The organism is Roseibium sp. 10G30-5, assembly GCF_055809635.1.
Genome location: NZ_CM147918.1, coordinates 1,476,244 through 1,493,647, shown reverse-complemented (window position 1 = coordinate 1,493,647; position 17,404 = coordinate 1,476,244). Strand labels below are relative to the sequence as shown.

Annotated in this window: 9 protein-coding genes and 6 pseudogenes; 8 read left to right on the top strand and 7 right to left on the bottom strand. The window is 55.1% G+C overall.

The window, feature by feature from the left end:
- Positions 1–159 precede the first annotated feature (159 nt).
- The 7 genes and pseudogenes from AC0L7U_RS07605 to AC0L7U_RS07575 all read left to right on the top strand — a co-directional run bounded on the left by AC0L7U_RS07605 (position 160) and on the right by AC0L7U_RS07575 (position 8,161).
- Positions 160–1,176, top strand: a pseudogene (locus AC0L7U_RS07605) (NAD-dependent epimerase/dehydratase family protein).
- A 62-nt stretch (positions 1,177–1,238) separates the two neighbouring features.
- Complete coding sequence (gene argE / locus AC0L7U_RS07600) at positions 1,239–2,396, top strand: acetylornithine deacetylase (RefSeq protein ID WP_473695049.1); 1,158 nt, start codon at positions 1,239–1,241, stop codon at positions 2,394–2,396.
- 442 nt (positions 2,397–2,838) lie between these two features.
- A pseudogene (locus AC0L7U_RS07595) lies at positions 2,839–4,456 on the top strand (ABC transporter substrate-binding protein).
- A gap of 14 nt (positions 4,457–4,470) precedes the next feature.
- Positions 4,471–5,543, top strand: a pseudogene (locus tag AC0L7U_RS07590) (ABC transporter permease).
- A gap of 1 nt (position 5,544) precedes the next feature.
- Positions 5,545–6,468 (top strand): ABC transporter permease, encoded by a 924-nt coding sequence (locus tag AC0L7U_RS07585; protein ID WP_473695047.1) that lies wholly within the window; start codon positions 5,545–5,547, stop codon positions 6,466–6,468.
- Between the two features lie 8 nt (positions 6,469–6,476).
- Positions 6,477–7,343 (top strand): ABC transporter ATP-binding protein, encoded by an 867-nt coding sequence (locus tag AC0L7U_RS07580; protein ID WP_473695045.1) that lies wholly within the window; start codon positions 6,477–6,479, stop codon positions 7,341–7,343.
- A 28-nt stretch (positions 7,344–7,371) separates the two neighbouring features.
- A pseudogene (locus AC0L7U_RS07575) lies at positions 7,372–8,161 on the top strand (ABC transporter ATP-binding protein).
- A 95-nt stretch (positions 8,162–8,256) separates the two neighbouring features.
- On the opposite strand, the pseudogene AC0L7U_RS07570 reads toward AC0L7U_RS07575, so the two are convergent.
- From AC0L7U_RS07570 to chvE, 5 genes and pseudogenes are all read right to left on the bottom strand, one after another.
- A pseudogene (locus AC0L7U_RS07570) lies at positions 8,257–9,206 on the bottom strand (Gfo/Idh/MocA family protein).
- 120 nt (positions 9,207–9,326) lie between these two features.
- A pseudogene (gene araD1, locus AC0L7U_RS07565) lies at positions 9,327–10,328 on the bottom strand (AraD1 family protein).
- A 23-nt stretch (positions 10,329–10,351) separates the two neighbouring features.
- A complete protein-coding gene (mmsB, locus tag AC0L7U_RS07560; RefSeq protein WP_473695701.1) occupies positions 10,352–11,551 on the bottom strand; it encodes a multiple monosaccharide ABC transporter permease in 1,200 nt (399 codons plus the stop codon).
- Position 11,552: 1 nt separating this feature from the next.
- Positions 11,553–13,094 carry a multiple monosaccharide ABC transporter ATP-binding protein gene (mmsA, locus tag AC0L7U_RS07555; RefSeq protein WP_473695044.1) on the bottom strand — a complete coding sequence of 514 codons (1,542 nt, stop codon included), beginning with the start codon at positions 13,092–13,094 and terminating at the stop codon, positions 11,553–11,555.
- 156 nt (positions 13,095–13,250) lie between these two features.
- Complete coding sequence (chvE, locus tag AC0L7U_RS07550; protein WP_473695043.1) at positions 13,251–14,309, bottom strand: multiple monosaccharide ABC transporter substrate-binding protein; 1,059 nt, start codon at positions 14,307–14,309, stop codon at positions 13,251–13,253.
- A 247-nt stretch (positions 14,310–14,556) separates the two neighbouring features.
- Here chvE and AC0L7U_RS07545 point away from each other — a divergent pair, with 247 nt between their 5' ends.
- The gene (locus tag AC0L7U_RS07545; protein ID WP_473695041.1) at positions 14,557–15,612 is read left to right on the top strand and encodes a LysR family transcriptional regulator; all 1,056 of its coding nucleotides are present in this window, start codon (positions 14,557–14,559) and stop codon (positions 15,610–15,612) included.
- A 147-nt stretch (positions 15,613–15,759) separates the two neighbouring features.
- On the opposite strand, the gene AC0L7U_RS07540 is transcribed toward AC0L7U_RS07545, so the two are convergent.
- Together AC0L7U_RS07540 and AC0L7U_RS07535 are read right to left on the bottom strand one after the other, a co-directional pair.
- On the bottom strand, positions 15,760–16,893 hold the full coding sequence (locus AC0L7U_RS07540) for a PRC-barrel domain-containing protein (protein WP_473695039.1): 1,134 nt from the start codon (positions 16,891–16,893) through the stop codon (positions 15,760–15,762).
- Positions 16,894–17,098: 205 nt separating this feature from the next.
- Positions 17,099–17,287 carry a PLD nuclease N-terminal domain-containing protein gene (locus AC0L7U_RS07535; RefSeq protein WP_473695037.1) on the bottom strand — a complete coding sequence of 63 codons (189 nt, stop codon included), beginning with the start codon at positions 17,285–17,287 and terminating at the stop codon, positions 17,099–17,101.
- Positions 17,288–17,404: the final 117 nt, after the last annotated feature.

The window sequence follows — 17,404 nt, the reverse complement described above, 5'->3', positions numbered from 1 at the left end:
ACGCGTTTGTAAAGACGGCGCGTCTGCGTTAGAGCAAGTGTCTTGATATGTCAGGACTCGCTTGACCTTCTCCTCTTGTGATCGCTCCCTTTCGCGTGGCGCTGTCATGCTGAGGATCCGAAGACGACGCGCCCTGTTCTCGGTTTTGGAAGAGATTTCATGCGCACTGCTCTGGTTACCGGATCGTCTGGCTTCATCGGCTATTTCTTGTGTCAGCGGCTGTTGCAGGATGGGTTTCGGGTCATTGGTACTGGACGCGATGACCGATTATTATGACGTGACGCTGAAGCGGCGCCGTCGCCAGATGCTGTTGCAGCATGAGCATTTTCAGCAGATTGATGACCGCGTCGAAGCCCCGGATTTGTTGATGCGTTTGTTTGAGCGTGAGACGCCGGACGTGGTGGTGCATCTGGCCGCGCAGGCAGGCGTACGCTACTCTATCGAACAGCCGCGGTCTTATCTGGAAAGCAATATCTGTGGCACTTTTGAGTTGCTGGAAGCAGCCCGAGCCCATCCTCCGCAGCATATGCTGCTGGCGTCGACGTCGTCAGCTTATGGGGCCAACGAAGAGATGCCCTACAAGGAGACGGTGAAGGCGGATCATCAGATGTCGTTCTACGCCGCCACCAAGAAGGCGACCGAGAACATGGCGCATTCCTATGCGCACCTGTTTGATTTGCCAGTGACGATGTTCCGCTTTTTTACGGTGTATGGACCATGGGGCCGCCCGGATATGGCGCTCTTCAAGTTTACCAAGGCCATTCTGGAAGGCCGTCCGATTGATGTTTTCAATCACGGCAGGATGCAGCGCGATTTCACGTTCGTTGAAGATCTGGTGCAGGCTATTCGCTTGTTGATTGATGCCGTACCGGAGCGCGTCGGCGAAGGCATGGCAGTGCCGGACGGGGACAGCCTGTCGCCGGTTGCGCCGTGGCGCGTGGTCAACATTGGCAATTCCGCGCCGGTCCAACTTGGGACGTTCATTGAGGCGATTGAGACGGCGCTTGGCACCAAGGCAGAGCGTAATCTGCTGCCAATGCAGCCCGGTGATGTTCCCGCCACTCATGGGCCGACGCCGACCTCTTGCAGAGCTTGACGGGCTATTGCCCGCAAACGGATGTTCAAACGGGCGTTTCCCGTTTTGTCGAATGGTACCGCGACTACTACGGCGTCTAGGATTTCGCAGCCGTCGCTTATCCCTTTCACTCTTTATCTATCGTATCAGGAGCCTTTGAGCCGTGACCAAACAGGGCGACACGCAACAGATTCTGGCAGATCTCGTCGGCATCGACAGCACTTCCGGCAATTCCAACCTTCCGGTGATCGAGTACATCGAGGCTTATTTGGCGAAGTACGATGTGCCATCGTATCGGCTTTATGACGAGACGGGAAATTACGCCAATCTGATTGCCTCGATCGGACCGAAGGATGAGCCGGGTTATATGTTCTCCGGCCATACTGATGTCGTTCCGGTTGTTGGGCAGGATTGGTCCAGCGATCCTTTCACGTTGCGCGAGGCAGATGGTAAGCTCTATGGACGCGGCTCTGCCGACATGAAGGGGTTTCTTGCCTGCTGTTTGTCGAAGGTGCCAGCTCTTGTCGCCATGGACCTGAAACGTCCGGTGCATATGGTATTTTCCTACGATGAGGAACTGGGGTGCATCGGGGCACAGCCCCTGACCGAGCATCTGGCAACCTGGCCGGTGACGCAGCTTGGCTGTTTTGTAGGCGAACCGACGCAAATGCAGGTGGTCATTGCGCATAAAAGCAAGGCCAGTGTACGAGTGAGCGTGCGTGGACAATCCGGCCATTCGTCCCTTGCGCCGCGCTTTGTCAATGCGGTCGAGTATGCTGCGCTGCTGATCGTCAAGATCCGCGAAATGGGCAAGCAACTGGGACGTGATGCTGGCGATGACATGTTCGACATGCCTGTATCCACGGCGCATGTCGGCCCCATTCGTGGTGGCACACAGCTCAATATCGTTCCGGAAGCGTGTGAGTTCGATTTTGAATTCCGCTGCCTGCCCGGCATTGATGCGCTGGCTTTGGTGGAAGACGTTAAACGCTACGTTGCTGAAGAACTGAATCCTGCGATGAAAGCGATTTCACCCGACTGCGGCTTTGATTTTCACCTCATTTCGGGCGTGGCGGGTCTCAATATGACCGACGATGATGATTTCGTCTTGCTGACCAAGCAGTTGGCTCATCGCAATGGGGTTTCGAAAGTGGCTTACGGCACCGAAGGTGGCCTGTTTCAGCAAATCGCGGGCATCCCGACGGTTGTCTGCGGTCCAGGCAATATCGAACAGGGGCATATGGCGGATGAGTTCATTGCGATTTCTGAGTTGGAAAGCTGCAACGGATTTCTTGACCGCGTCTTTGAGTTGTGCGTCTGAAATCTACGCCCATTTTTCAGGCAGTTGTGACGTTTGATTGATCAAAGCCAGCGTTGCGGAAAAGAAGGCTCGTTTCTTTTCCGCGGAATTGCCTGACTTTTTCGACGAGGGATAGAGTTTTGGTCAAAAATTTGAAATCCCGTTTTATACGATATAACGTATGGAGTTGACGCATATCGGCAGAGCCCGTAGGGGCAGTTGAGAGGCTTGGTTTCTGTTCTGATCCTGGAGTGCGTGCTTCTTGTGCAATTTTCGGTTGCTTGCGTGGTGGAATTATCTCGTATTCCTTGAGTGCGTAAAACAACGGAACAACGTGTTGCCTTGCACAAAATGTGTACCTTGCCTGAAAGGGCGCCAGCGGTGCAAGGTAGCGGCAGCAGTCGGGACAGAGACTTGGCGTCGCTGTCCACGTTGACCTTAAAAAAATACAGGGGAACGAAGCATGATGTTGAAGAAGACTTTTGCAGCCTTGTCGCTGTCATCGGCGCTTGTCTTGCCGATGCTCGCAGGCATGTCAGCCGCCGAAGCAAAAACGCCGGCCAATATGCTGGTGATCGCGGCGCATATCGACGATATCATCACGCTGGACCCGCAGGAGGCTTTCGAGTTTTCCGGCTACGATTACGTCAACAACGTCTATCAGTCCCTCGTTGATTATGATTCAAAGGATTTCACCAAGGGTTATCAGCCGGTCATCGCATCGAGCTGGAAGGTTTCAGACGACGGCAAGACCTTTACGTTCAAGATCCGTGACGGCATGAAATTCGCCTCGGGCAACCCGATCACGGCCAAGGATGTGCAGTACAGCCTTCGTCGCGCTGTGCTGCTCAACAAGACACCGTCTTTCATTCTGACCCAGTTCGGGTTCACCAAGGACAACGTCAAGGATACGCTGGTCGCAACGGATGACCACACCTTCGTGATGAAGACCGACAAGACATACGCACCGTCCTTCGTGCTGAACTGTCTGACCGCGCCGATCGCCAATGTGGTCGATAGCAAGCTGGTCGAAGAGCACGTCAAGGACGGTGATTTCGGCAACGCATGGCTGAAAACCAATTCCGCCGGGTCCGGTCCGTTCAAGTTGCAGAGCTGGAAAGCCGGTCAGGCCCTGATGTTGGATGCCAACCCGAATTACTCCGGCACCGCGCCTGAAATGAAGCGCGTCATCATTCGTGAAGTCAAAGAATCTTCTTCGCAGCGCTTGCTGCTGGAAAAGGGTGATATCGATATTGCACGTAATTTGTCGCCGGAAGACGTCAAGGGTCTCAAGGATGACAAGGATGTCAAGATCCAGGACAGCATGCGCGGCCTGCTGTATTACGTTGGTCTGAACCAGGAAAATTCGATCCTGAAAAAGCCGAAAGTCATCGAGGCGCTGAAATACCTCATTGACTACAAGGGCATGGTCAGCTCGATCCTTAAGGGCCAGTACGTTGTTCAGCAGTCGTTCCTGCCGAAGTCGTTCCTGGGAGCGATCGAGGACACGCCGTATCATCTCGATGTTGCCAAAGCCAAGGAGCTGCTGAAAGAAGCAGGCTATCCGGATGGTTTTGATCTTCAGATCATCACCCGCTCGGATCAGGATCGCACGTCTATCGCGCAGTCGCTTCAGAATACCTTTGGCTAAGGCTGGCATCAAGGTTTCGATTACGCAGGGCACAGGTAAGGAAATTCTTGGCCGTTACCGCGCGCGTGATTTGCAGGCCATCGTAGCGTCCTGGGGCCCGGATTACCCGGATCCGAACACCAACGCCAGCTCGTTTGCTTATAACCCGGACAATTCCAAGGATGCCAAGCTGACCGGCGTTCTGGCATGGCGTGTGGCATGGGATGCCAAGGGCTTCACCAAGACAACGCAGGATGCCTCGCGCGAAGGCGATACCGACAAGCGCAGTGCCATGTATGTCAAGGAACAGAAGGCTTTCCAGAAGGAAGCGCCCTTCGCTGTCATGTTCCAGAAGAACGAGCAGAATGGTCTGCGCACGGATGTCTCGGGATATTCCATCGGCGCAGCCATTTCGGATGCCTATTATGGAAACGTGACCAAATCCAAATAAGGTTGGCTGACTGAATGGCTCTTGTAGAGACCCCAGCACCGGTGAGGCGGCGCAGACGCGCTGTCTCGCCCATGCGGCGACGTGCGAAGAAATCTGTCGGCGTCGTTGCTTCTCTTGTGGTGACCCTTCTGGGTTTGCTGATTGTTACCTTCTTTATCTCACGGGTGATGCCTGTGGATCCGGTGCTGGCGCTTGTTGGCGACCGGGCCTCCAAGGAGGTGTATGACGCGGCCTATCATCAGCTTGGTCTCGACCAGCCGATGATTGTCCAATTTCTCTATTATCTGCGTGACGTCGTGACAGGCCATTTTGGCATATCGACGTTGACCGCCCACCCGGTCATCGAGGACATCCGCCGCGTTTTCCCGGCAACGCTGGAATTGGCAACGCTTGCCACTATCTTTGGTGTGGTGCTGGGTATTCCTGCCGGTGTTCTGGCTGCGGTCAAAGAAAACCGCTGGCAGGATCAGCTGATCCGCCTGATTGGTTTGTTCGGTTATTCCATGCCGGTCTTCTGGCTGGGTCTGGTCGGGTTGATGTTCTTCTACGGCACCCTCGGCTGGGTTGGTGGCTGCAGGCCGTGTCGACATTTTCTACGAAGGTGTTGTGCCGAGTGTGACCGGCATGATCCTGATTGACTGTGCGCTTGCAGGCGACTGGTCGATCTTCTGGAATGCCGTCAGTCACATCATTCTGCCGTCTGCCATTCTGGGCTATTTTTCGCTGGCTTATATCTCTCGCATGACGCGTTCGTTCATGTTGGAGCAGCTTGGTAAGGAATATATCACCACAGCACGGGTCAAGGGCATGTCGGAGATGCGGGTTATCTGGCGTCATGCGCTGGGCAACGTAATGATCCCGCTGATTACCGTCATCGCGTTGAGTTATGCCAATCTTCTGGAAGGCTCGGTGTTGACTGAATCCATCTTCAGCCTGGCCGGGGCTTGGCAACTACATCACCAATGCTCTTCTGTCGGCCGACATGAACGCCGTTCTTGGTGGCACTGTTGTCGTCGGGCTGGTGTTTGTTGGCCTGAACCTGTTGTCTGACCTTTTGTACAAGGTCTTTGATCCGAGAGCTCGCTGACATGACGAACACTCCTTCATCCGGCGGGCTTGGAGCATGGTTGAACGCAGATGTCCCTGCGTCCCGCTTTCACGCCCGTGCTATTCAATTCTACCTTGGCTGGTGCAAGCTGGTCGCCAATCCTCTAGCGTTTCTCGGCTTCCTCATTCTGGTGGTGCTTATCCTCAGCGCGATCTTCGCGCCTTTGCTTGCGCCCGCCAATCCCATCGCGCAGGATCTGGCAAAGCGCCTGATGCCGCCGGGATCGCCGGGATATCTGCTTGGGTCCGATGATCTTGGCCGTGATATTCTCAGCCGTATTATCTATGGCTCGCGCATCACCTTGATGATTGTTGCACTTGTCGCCTTCACCGCTCCGTTGTTCGGCCTTATCGTGGGGACGGTCGCAGGTTATTTCGGTGGCTGGACTGAAGAAGTCCTGATGCGGATCACCGATATCTTTCTGGCCTTTCCGAAGTTGGTTCTGGCGCTGGCCTTCGTGGCGGTTCTGGGAGCTGGCATCGAGAATGCCGTGCTTGCTATCGCGCTGACGTCGTGGCCGCCCTATGCGCGTATTGCTCGTGCGGAAACCCTCTCGATCCGGCGCTCTGACTATATCTCTGCGGTGCAACTGCAAGGCGCTGGCGCCTGGTACATCATCGTGCAGCATATCTGGCCCTTGTGCATGTCCTCGATCATCATTCGGATGACGTTGGACATGGCCGGGATCATTCTGACGGCCGCAGGCCTCGGGTTCCTGGGTCTTGGCGCACAGCCTCCTGCCCCCGAATGGGGCTCGATGATTGCGTCCGGACGCAAGTTCATTCTGGATCAGTGGTGGGTTGCCACCGTGCCCGGGATCGCCATTTTCGTTGTGTCGCTTGGCTTCAACCTTTTGGGTGATGGCTTGCGCGACATCCTCGATCCCAAGAAATCAAAATCGTGAGGCACGACATGAGTGATCAGGACACCTTGCTTCGCGTTGATGATCTGAAGGTTCGCTTTCCGACCCGCAAGGGTGTTGTGGAGGCAGTGCGCGGCGTTTCCTTTTCCGTTGGACGTGAGCGTGTCGGGATTGTTGGAGAGAGCGGGTCTGGCAAGTCCATGACAGGCCGCTCCATCCTGCGCCTTATCCGGGCACCGGGGGAGGTCAGTGCCAAGGAAATCGCCTTCAAGGGAGAGGATCTTTTGAAGGTCTCGGAGCGCCGCATGCGGGCAGTGCGCGGCAAAGGCATTTCCATGGTGATGCAGGATCCGAAATTCTCTCTGAACCCGGTCATGACCGTTGGCGAGCAGATCACCGAAGCATATCGATTGCACACACGGGCTTCCAAATCTGCGGCGCGCATGAAAGCGCTGGAAATGCTGGAAGCGGTCGAGATCCGCGATCCCGAACGTGTTTTCAAAAGCTATCCGCATGAAGTGTCCGGCGGTATGGGGCAGCGGATCATGATTGCGATGATGCTGATCCCGGACCCGGATCTGCTGATTGCGGATGAGCCGACTTCTGCGCTGGATGTGACCGTGCAGATGCGTGTCCTCGGTATTCTCGACCAGCTTGTGAAACAGCGTGGCATGGGGCTGATCTTCATCAGTCACGACTTGCATCTGGTGTCGTCGTTCTGCGACCGCGTCATCATCATGTATCAGGGCAAGATCGTTGAAACCTGCAAGGCGAGTGAGCTGCACAACGCTCAACATCCCTATACGCGCGGTTTGCTGTCGGCTATGCCCGATATTGACGCGCCCAGGGAAAGGCTTCAGGTGCTCAGTCGCGAAGATGCGTGGATGACGCAGGAAAGCGTCTCAGCCCATGACTAAATCCCCCAAGTCCACATCTGTAGGATCCATGACCCGTCCCGCGCTCGAAATCAGCCATCTCGACGTCTATTTCGAAACAGACGATGACATCGTTCATGCGGTGAAAGACGTGTCTTTCTCTGTCCGGCAGGGCGGCAGCTATGGTCTCGTTGGTGAAAGTGGCTCCGGCAAATCGACCGTGCTGCGCGCCATCAGCGGCCTGATTGAGGACTGGGAAGGCGAGATCTGTGTTGATAGCAAGCAGATTGGCGGACGACGCAGCAAAGCGTCCTATGCGCAGATGCAGATGGTCTTTCAGGACCCTTATGCGTCGCTGCATCCTCGCCACTCGATCGACCGTATCCTGACAGAACCGCTGAAACTACACGGCATTCGGGATCGCGACGACAAGGTACGCAAGGTGCTGGATGATGTTGGACTTGGACAAAGTTTCCGGTTCCGCTATCCGCACCAGTTGTCCGGGGGGCAGCGCCAGCGTGTTGCTGTAGCTCGTGCCTTGATGCTGGAACCGGAAATTCTGCTGCTTGATGAACCGACATCGGCGCTGGATGTCTCGGTGCAGGCGGAAATCCTCAACCTGCTTCAGGACCTGCGAAGTGAGCGGAATCTGACCTATCTCATGGTGACGCATGATCTGGCCGTGGTGGCGCATATGTGCGAGGAAATCGCTGTAATGAATCGGGGCGAAGTGGTGGAAGTCATGAGCGTCGAGCAGATGCGGCAGCCAGGAGCCTAAAGAGGCCTATACGCAGGAATTGTTGCGCGCCAGCAAGGGCTACAATCCAGACTTCTTTACCGAAGAGCCTGCCAGCGCGTGAGGCGCGGGGTGCAACCTGTCCTTTGAATGTAATCGGCCCGCGATCTGGATGAATCGCGTGCCGATTTTGTTTTTGACATGGACAGATGCCGCTGCTCACGTGTTGTCGTGAAAGGCGTCCGTCTGGATGCGCTTGCCAAGCATGAAGGCATCGGCAACATGAATCAACGGTGACATGTCGACGTAGCTTTGGCGTGCCTATGGACAGTGAGCCGAACTCCTGGTAAATGCCGTCGTATTCGCCGCCAAGACCTTCACCTGCGTCGATCTGCTGATTGTTGATCGCCAGTGTCGCACCGCCATCCGAGATATGCAGCGATCCATCTGTGGTCGTGACTTCGATGTCCCACGTCTGCTTGCCTGTCTGGCGCCAGTCCATATCGGCAGAAACCGACAGACCATCAGCCCCTTCAAAGCGGATGCTGGCTGCAATCGGGGTGTCGCAGTTTTCCGGGAAGGTCAATTCAGCGCCGGAGACATGAACCGTCATGGGCAAAATTTCTGTCATGATCGATAAGGCATTGATGCCTGGGTCAAGCACACCGAGACCGCCAGCTTCCCAGATCCATTTTTGACCAGGGTGCCAATGACGGACATCTTCGCGTCAAGGTGATCTTCACGTCAGTGAGAGTGCGTGTAGACAGCCACTCTTTGGCACCTGCCACATGCTTGGCATGGCGGGAGTCGCCAGGTCGCGTAAAGTACGCAATTGTTCTGCTCGGCCATATGCGACAGAGTTGCCACTTCGGCGACAGTTGCTCCAGGGGCTTTTCCAACAGGACGTCGCGTTTGGCGGCAAGAGCCTGACGCGCCAGATCATAGCGCACCTGAGGCGGCACGCAAAGCGCAACGGCGGGAATCTCCGGTTCGTTGGCCAACAGCGCGTCGAGCGTCTCGTAAACTGGAACAGTTTCATTGGTTGCGCTGCTGCTGACAACGGCTGCCAGTTCAAAGAAGGGCGATTTTGCGATAGCCGGTACATGCTGGTCGCGTGCGATCTTGCCCAGTCCGACGATGGCGATCCTGGTGGGTTTTGTGTCTGACATGTGATCCCTTTGCTGCAAGAGACGGGAGAAAGGTCGTCGAAGAAATGGTCGAAAGGCCGCCCGAGGGCGACCTTTGCGGAAACCATATAGTGATTTCCAAAGTTCTGTAAGGCGTTCTTTTTAAAGAACAGAGACCTTGACCATCTGCTGCGGCGTCTTGGTGGGGGCGCCTGCCAGGGTGTTGCGAAGTGGCAAGCCAAAGGGCTCCGCCGAGATCTCAAAGACATCGTCGGGCTCAACACGGATCTTGTCGGCAAATGACAGGGTGGCCGTGCCGAACATATGCACATGCACATCGCCCGGCTTGCGGAACACATCATACTTGAAGTGGTGATGTTCCAGATTGGCCAGCGAGTAGGACATGTTGTCTTCACCCGAGACAAAAGGTTTTTCCCAATAGACCTTGCCGTCTCTCAAGAGGCGCGACATGCCTTCGATTTTGTTCGGCAGATCGCCGACGAGAATTTCGGGACCAAAGGAGGCGGGGCGCAGCTTGGAATGGGCGAGATACAGATAGTTGATCTGCTCCATCTCGTGATCGGAGAATTCGTTGGCAAGCGCGAAGCCGATGCGAAATGGTGTCCCATCCTCGCCAATGACGTAAATCCCGGCGATTTCCGGTTCCTCACCGCCATCAAGTGCAAAGCTCGGCGAGGTGAGGGGACCTCCTGCGGCAACGGCACAATGGCCATTGCCCTTGTAAAACCACTCGGGCTGGGTTCCGGCCGTGCCGTCGGTCGGTTTGCCGCCTTCCAGTCCCATGCGAAACATCTTCATGGAATCGGTAAGGGTTTCCTCTGCGCCTGAAATTTTCTGATGCATGGAATCGCGTGTTGAAGCGGATCCCAGATGCGTCAAGCCGGTGCCGGTCAAATGCAGGTGCTCCGGATCGCTTGGCATGATCGGCAAGAGGAAGTTTCCTTCTTCTGCAACGCGGTGAAGATCAACTGCTTCACCAACGCCAAGGCTGTTGACCCGGTCGGCGATGCTGGTCTTCTGCCGAATGCAGTCCTAGGCCAGGTCGTAAATTGAGCTGGCTCCATTGAGAATATAGGCTTCGGTCCCCTCTCGGGTGACGACGGCCTGCGACCCGTCGGGTCGTTTGATTTGTGAAAGTAGCATCTTGTTGGTCTCCCTGACCGCGCTCAGGCGGACTTGTTCTTATTGTAGACATCGAAAATGACGGCAGCGAGGAGCACAAGGCCCTTGATGACCTGTTGCCAGTCAATGCCGACGCCCATGATCGACATGCCATTGTTCATTACCCCCATGATGAAGGCTCCAATGACCGCGCCGACCACGGTTCCCACGCCACCGGACATGGAGGCGCCGCCGATGAAGACGGCGGCAATCACATCCAGTTCGAAGGCAACGCCTGCCTTGGGGGTGGCCGTGTTGAGGCGTGCGGCAAAGACAAGGCCCGCGAGGGCCGCAAGCATTCCCATGTTGACGAAGGTGAGGAATGTCAGCCGTCGTGTGTTGATGCCGGAAAGCTGGGCGGCTTTCTCGTTGCCCCCAACGGCATAGAGGCGCCGCCCCAGGATCGTCTGCTTGGTCAGGAACGTGTAGGCGGCAATGAGAACAGCCATAATGATCAGGACATTTGGCAGGCCCTTGTAGGTGTAAAGCAGGTAGCAAAGGTAGAGAATGGCTGCTGAAAACAACAGGTTCTTGCCATAGAAGACCGTAGCCGGTTCATCGGCGCGGCCCAGACGTTCCTGTTTGCGCCGAACGCGGTAGTTCAACAGGAACAATCCGGCGACAACCACCACACCGATGACCATGGCGAAAGTGTTGGGCCGACCGGCGCCACCGATGATGTCGGGGACGAAGCCGGAGGCCAGTCGCTGGAAGCCGATATCAAACGGGCCGACGGACTGGCCTTCAAGCAAGGTCAGGGTCAGGCCGCGGAACACAAGCATGCCTGCCAGAGTGACGATGAAAGACGGGATGCGGGCATAGGCAATCCAGTAGCCTTGTGCGGCTCCGATCAGGCCACCAACAATCAGGCAGAAAATGGATACAACAATGAAGTTGTAATCCATGTTGACCATCAGAACTGCGGCCAATGCGCCGATGAAACCACAGACAGAGCCAACAGACAGGTCGATGTGGCCCGCGACAATCACCAGCAACATGCCAACGGCCATGATGATGATGTAGCTGTTTTGCAGCACAAGGTTCGTGATGTTCAACGGCTTGAGCAGGATGCCATCGGTCAATACCGAAAAGAATGCCATGATGAAGACGAGAGCCAGCAGAATGCCGTATTCTCGTAGATGGCTCTTGAGGAAGTGCCAATGGCCATGCGGTTTCTCACCGCCAGTTGGTGCAGGTTGATCCATGTCAGCGTTTGCCATTGGTCTCTCCTGATCTGAGGATCATCTCCATGATTTTTTCCTGTGACGCGTCTTTCGTCTGCATCTGGCCGACAAGCCGCCCTTCGTTCATGACGTAGATGCGGTCGGTCACACCAAGCAGCTCCGGCATTTCCGACGAGATCATCAGAACGGCTTTTCCGTCATCGGCAAGCTTGTTGATAATGTCGTAGATTTCGTACTTCGCACCAACATCAATGCCGCGCGTCGGTTCGTCCAGAATGAGAACTTCCGGTTCGGCAAACAGCCATTTGCTCAAGACGACCTTTTGCTGATTGCCACCGGACAGGTTGAGGACGTTCTGAAAGATCGATGCGCATTTGATATTGAGCCGCTGGCGATAGGTTTCGCCCACTTCGCGTTCTTGCGAAGGATCTAGCACACCTTTGCGGGCCACGCCCGGCAGGTTCGCCAAGGTGATGTTGTGGGCGATGCTGTCTTCAAGGATCAGGCCGAGATCCTTGCGGTCTTCGGTGACATAACACAGGCCATTGTCGACGGCGCGTGACACGGTCGATGTGTCGATCTCCTTGCCATGCAAGAAGACGTCCCCTGATTTGTACTGTCCGTAAAACCGTCCAAACAGCGACATGGATAATTCGCTGCGTCCGGCCCCCATCAATCCGGCAATGCCGACGATTTCGCCGCGTTTGATGGTGAAATTCACGTCCTTGATGACAAGGCGGTCTGTCTGCTGGGGGTGAGCCACGCTCCAGTTGCGGACTTCGAAGATCGTTTCGCCAATACGGGGTGTCCGGCTCGGATAGCGTTCCGACAGATTGCGCCCGACCATATCCTTGATGATACGCTCTTCGCTGATTTCTTCCGCGTGGCAATCGAGGGTTGAAACCGTCTGGCCATCCCGCAACACCGTAATGCGATCGGCAACGCGCGAAATCTCGTTGAGCTTGTGGGAGATCAGGATGGACGAGATGCCCTGTGCCTTGAACTCCAGCAGAAGATCAAGCAAGGCCTGACTATCGGTCTCGTTGAGGCTCGACGTCGGTTCGTCCAGAATGAGCAGCTTTACTTTCTTAGACAGAGCCTTGGCAATTTCGACTAGCTGCTGTTTGCCGAGGCCGAGATCCGAAATGCGGGTTGCGGGCGTTTCCCGAAGGCCTACTTTTTTTAAAAGCGCCTGAGTGCGCTCAAAAGTCTCGTGCCAGTCGATAACACCGCCTCGGGCTTGCTCGTTGCCTAGAAAGATGTTTTCGGCAATGGACAACAGGGGAACGAGCGCCAGTTCCTGATGGATGATGATGATGCCTTTGGCTTCACTGTCGGAAATGCGGCGAAAAGCCTGCGTTTCACCCTGAAAGATGATTTCGCCGTCATAGCTGCCGGATCCGTAAACCCCGCTGAGGATTTTCATGAGCGTGGACTTGCCCGCCCCATTCTCCCCGACGACGGCGTGAATTTCTCCCTGAAACACCTTCAGGTTCACGTGGTCGAGCGCCTTGACCCCGGGAAAGGTCTTGGAAATATGGCGCATTTCCAAAATCGCATTCATGATGTCGACTGCATTGATCGAGTTGCCCTTATGAGTGCCGCCCTCGGGTCTGCCGAGCTTGCCGAACGACTGGCAAAGAGGAGGGACGGGACCTGACTTTTCGAGATGTGGAGGGCATGTGAATGCACGCCCTCCGTCAAGGGATGCGGGAGTGGGTTACTGGATCTGGTCTTTCTTGTAGTAACCGCTCTCGATCAGCACTTTTTCCCAGTTGTTCTTGTCAACCTGGACCGGCTCAAGCAGGTAGGATGGCACGACTTTGACGCCATTGTTATAGGTTTTGGTGTCGTTGATTTTCGGCGTTTTACCACCGAGAAGCGCATTGACCATCCCGACCGTGACACCGGCCAGCTTGCGGGTATCCTTGAAGATGGTTGAATATTGCTCGTCGGCGAGGATCGACTTGATTGATGGAATTTCAGCATCCTGACCCGTCACAATCGGCATTTTGAGATCGCCGGAGCCATATCCTACCCCCTTGAGAGATGACAGAATGCCAATGGACAGGCCGTCATAGGGGGACAGTACGCCCTGGATTTTCTTGCTCGTGTAGTAGGCGCTCAGCAGATTATCCATGCGCGACTGCGCAACCGCACCGTCCCACCGCAAGGTGCCGATCTTGTCCATCCCCATCTGTCCGGAGACGATGTTGATCTTGCCGGCGTCAATCATCGGCTGCAAAACGGACATGGCGCCATTGTAAAAGAAGTAGGCGTTGTTATCGTCTGGGGAGCCGCCGAAAAGTTCGACGTTATAGGGGCCATCGCCGAAACGGTCCTTGAGACCTTTGACCAGTGAATCTGCCTGCAGCACGCCGACCTTGAAATTATCAAAGGTGGCGTAATAATCGACGTTCTTGGTGTCGCGGATCAGTCGATCATAGGCAATGACCTTGATGCCTTCGTCATGGGCAAGGTTCAGTGTCGTGCTTAATGTGCTGCCATCAATCGAGGCAATAACCAGAACATTGACGCCCTTGAGGATCATATTTTCGATCTGAGCGATCTGGTTTGGGATGTCATCTTCAGCATACTGAAGATCTGTTTTATAACCTGCAGCTTCAAATTGTTTGACCATCGAGTTGCCGTCAGAAATCCAGCGGGCCGACGATTTCGTTGGCATGGAAATGCCCACAAGACCATCAGCAAATGCCGGGGCTGCGGTGACCGACAGCGACAGGGCGACAGCAGTCATCATTGTCTTGATAAATTTCATTTTTCCCTCCCAAGGGCCGCGCGGCAATATCTCGTCGCGGCGATCCGATTACACCTGCTTGCGACAGGCCGTGAATGAACCCGACGCCTCGTGCAAACGCACGAACCTCCTCCTGCCTTAGTTCAAACGCACGCAGCGTAAGAGGAAAAACTTATATCAATCAAATTCTGTTTCATGATCATACTATATCAAAACTGATATGATTTTGATTGAAAGGGCGCGACGACCCTTGATTGGGAAGGGACGTATGACGGACAAAACTCTGGATAAATTTGACAATGGTGCCGCCAATAGCGACCGATTTGCCACGCCGGAGATGACGCAGGACGGGCGACTTGTGCGCCATGGCTTACGGCTGGCGCATTTGCGCCTTGTGCATGCGCTTGGTCGTGAGGGGAGTCTCAGCCGGGCCGCCGACAGTCTGGCAACCTCACAGCCGGCAGCCTCTCGTCTTTTGAGTGAGGCAGAGCGCATTACCGGGATGAAGCTTGCAGAACGCAGTGGTCGTGGAATGGCGCTGACGGTCTACGGCCAACGTCTGGCAGATCGGGCCAATGTCGTTCTGCGCGAACTGGACGAGGTGGATCGCGAACTGCTCAACCTGAAAAGCGGTCTGGCGGGGCGTGTTCGGGTCGGAGCTGTCACAGGTGCTGCGGTCGACTATGTGTTGCCGGCAATCCGTCAGACGCGACTGACCTATCCGGACGTCAATGTCAGTGTCGATGTGGCCACGAGTGATGTTCTGTTGGCCGCTCTGGAGGCGGGGGAAATTGATTTCTTTATTGGGCGGCTGACCCGCGACGTTGAAGCAGCGCGCTTTGATGTCACCTATCTGGATAAGGAACCTGTGCGGATTGTGGCGCGGGCGGAACATCCTCTGGTGCGCATGGGAGAGGGTGTAACTTTACACGATTGCCTTGGCTATGACTGGGTCCTGCAGCCGGAAGGGGCCATGCTTCGGAGTTCCGTCGGCGCTCATTTGCGTGAACGGGGATTGCCCCCGCCCGGTCGTGTCGTCAGCACAAGCTCGATGTTGCTGACGCTGATTGCGGTAACACAGAGCAATGCCTTGACAGCTCTGGCAGCGCCCGTGGCCGATTTTTTTGTGCAGACGCCCGTGGGGCAGGCGCGGGTGGCCTATGTTGCTGTGGATCATGATATTCACCTCTCGCCCTATGCGCTGATCGCCCAGACGGACCGTGTTGCGACGCCGGTGGCGCGCAACTTTTTCCAGATGATCCTGCGCATTCGAGATCGCAAACAAGCGGAGGACGCCGCCGCAGTGCTTGATGGGCTGACCTGAAAACCGCGAAGGCTGAGCTTTAAGGCCTTGCTGACCAGCAAGATCTGCATGGACTTGTGCTTCTTCCATGGTCGCAAACAAAAAAGCCCCACCCATCAAAAGATGGGTGGGGCCAACTCTTTGTGGAGAGTTTGTCTTCAAGGGCGCTTACTGAGCGTCCTTGCCGTCGATGAGCATCTTATCACGGTTCGACTTGAAGGTCTTGGCGTCGTAAGGCGTCACATTGTGAAGCTGTGCGTCGCTGACCTTTGCCTTGATGTCGATGTCGTTGCCATCTTTTTCCTTGTAGATGCCAAGTGCATCAATGCTGATCGCGACCGGCTTTGCACCAAGGCCGAGGAAACCACCAACGTCAACGATCACTGCGTCAACCTGGCCCTTCGGCTTCATGATCAGTTCGCTGACCGAGCCAACTTCCTTGCCGTTCACGTCATAGACCGTTGCACCCATCATCTGGTCAGAAGAGACCGAGTCGGTGGTGAGCATGGTGACGTCCTTCGGCCAGTCGCTCTGATCCTTGGAAGCATCAGCGGTCTGCTGGTTCTTGGTCTGGGCGTCCATCTTGGCCTGGGCGGTGCCATTCATGGTGCCCTTGTCCATGTTACCCTGAGCCTTGCCGCTCATCGACGCATTGGCTTGCGTCTGGTCATCGGACTTCATGTCGGCCTTCGCCTGGGTCTGATCGTCAGACTTCATGTCGTCGTTATCGGACTTCATGCTGGACGTTGCGGAGGCAACCGACTTGCTTGCGCTGTCGTATGCGTCCTTAGCGCCTTCCTTGGTCTTGTTATAGGCCGTCTTGGCGCCGTCCTTGGCATTATCCATGCCCTGCTTTGCAGAAGACATGCTCATCCAGCCAGGAACGTTGTCAGGGCGCTTGTAAGCCTGAGCGCTCTGGAGTTCCTTTTTGGTCACGTCAGACGTGATGCGGATGGTATCATCGTCGGCCTTGTTCATCTTCAGGCGCTTGAAGCCAATGGCCACATCTTTTTCGCCCATGCCCAAGAAACCACCAACACCGACAACCACGGCACCGATTTTGCCATTCTGGTCAATCAGCAGGTCGTTGACGTCGCCAATTTCCTTGGCGTCTTTTTTGTTGGACGTGTAGATGTCCTTGCCAATCAGATTTGAAGCCAAGACGCCACGTCCATTGACGGCATCAATCGTCTTCACATCGACCGAATAAAGGTTGTTGTCAGGCTTGGCATTGTCGCCCTTCATGTCGGCATCGGCCTTCATGGTAGCATCCTGACCCTTGGAAGCATCCTGCTTCTTCATGGTCTGTGTCTGAGCCTTAGTTATCCTGAGAGGCGTTCGAGGATGCGGCATTTGCATATCCAGCCGGCAAGGCCAGAACGGTCATCAGAGCTGTTGTTGTAAGTACAGAGCGCAGCATATTTATTTACTCCTTCTTTCGTGAGTCAGGTTTTTATATTTTTATTTTGAAAACGACTGAGACTTTCATTCGTTCCGAATTTTTTACTTAAAGTCTGGCAGTGGCGTGACCGCGCGGGCCGACAAACAGCCAGACAATGAAGCCTGCAACCGGAAAGATGATGATGCCCAGAATCCAAAGAATTTTGGCACCCGCGCTTTCGCCGCTGCCAATGGTCTTGATCACCGCATAAAGATCGGCAATGACGATAATCAGACCTAAAATCCCATATTCCATGATGTCACTCCTTAGTATGAGGACGGAAGAAACCTTCGACTATCAAACGTGAGGAGAGTGAAAACGGTTCCGGGAATTTTAAGAAAAGACTCTTTTCTGGGAAAATATGCGCGTCTA

Coding starts and splice junctions, on each gene's coding strand:
- AC0L7U_RS07545 (WP_473695041.1), top strand. CDS start 14,557: ATGACGGACAAAACTCTGGATAAATTTGACAATGGTGCCGCCAATAGC.
- mmsB (WP_473695701.1), bottom strand. CDS start 11,551: ATGGATCAACCTGCACCAACTGGCGGTGAGAAACCGCATGGCCATTGG.
- mmsA (WP_473695044.1), bottom strand. CDS start 13,094: ATGAATGCGATTTTGGAAATGCGCCATATTTCCAAGACCTTTCCCGGG.
- AC0L7U_RS07535 (WP_473695037.1), bottom strand. CDS start 17,287: ATGGAATATGGGATTTTAGGTCTGATTATCGTCATTGCCGATCTTTAT.
- AC0L7U_RS07580 (WP_473695045.1), top strand. CDS start 6,477: ATGAGTGATCAGGACACCTTGCTTCGCGTTGATGATCTGAAGGTTCGC.
- AC0L7U_RS07540 (WP_473695039.1), bottom strand. CDS start 16,893: ATGAAGAAGCAGGATGCTTCCAAGGGTCAGGATGCTACCATGAAGGCC.
- AC0L7U_RS07585 (WP_473695047.1), top strand. CDS start 5,545: ATGACGAACACTCCTTCATCCGGCGGGCTTGGAGCATGGTTGAACGCA.
- chvE (WP_473695043.1), bottom strand. CDS start 14,309: ATGAAATTTATCAAGACAATGATGACTGCTGTCGCCCTGTCGCTGTCG.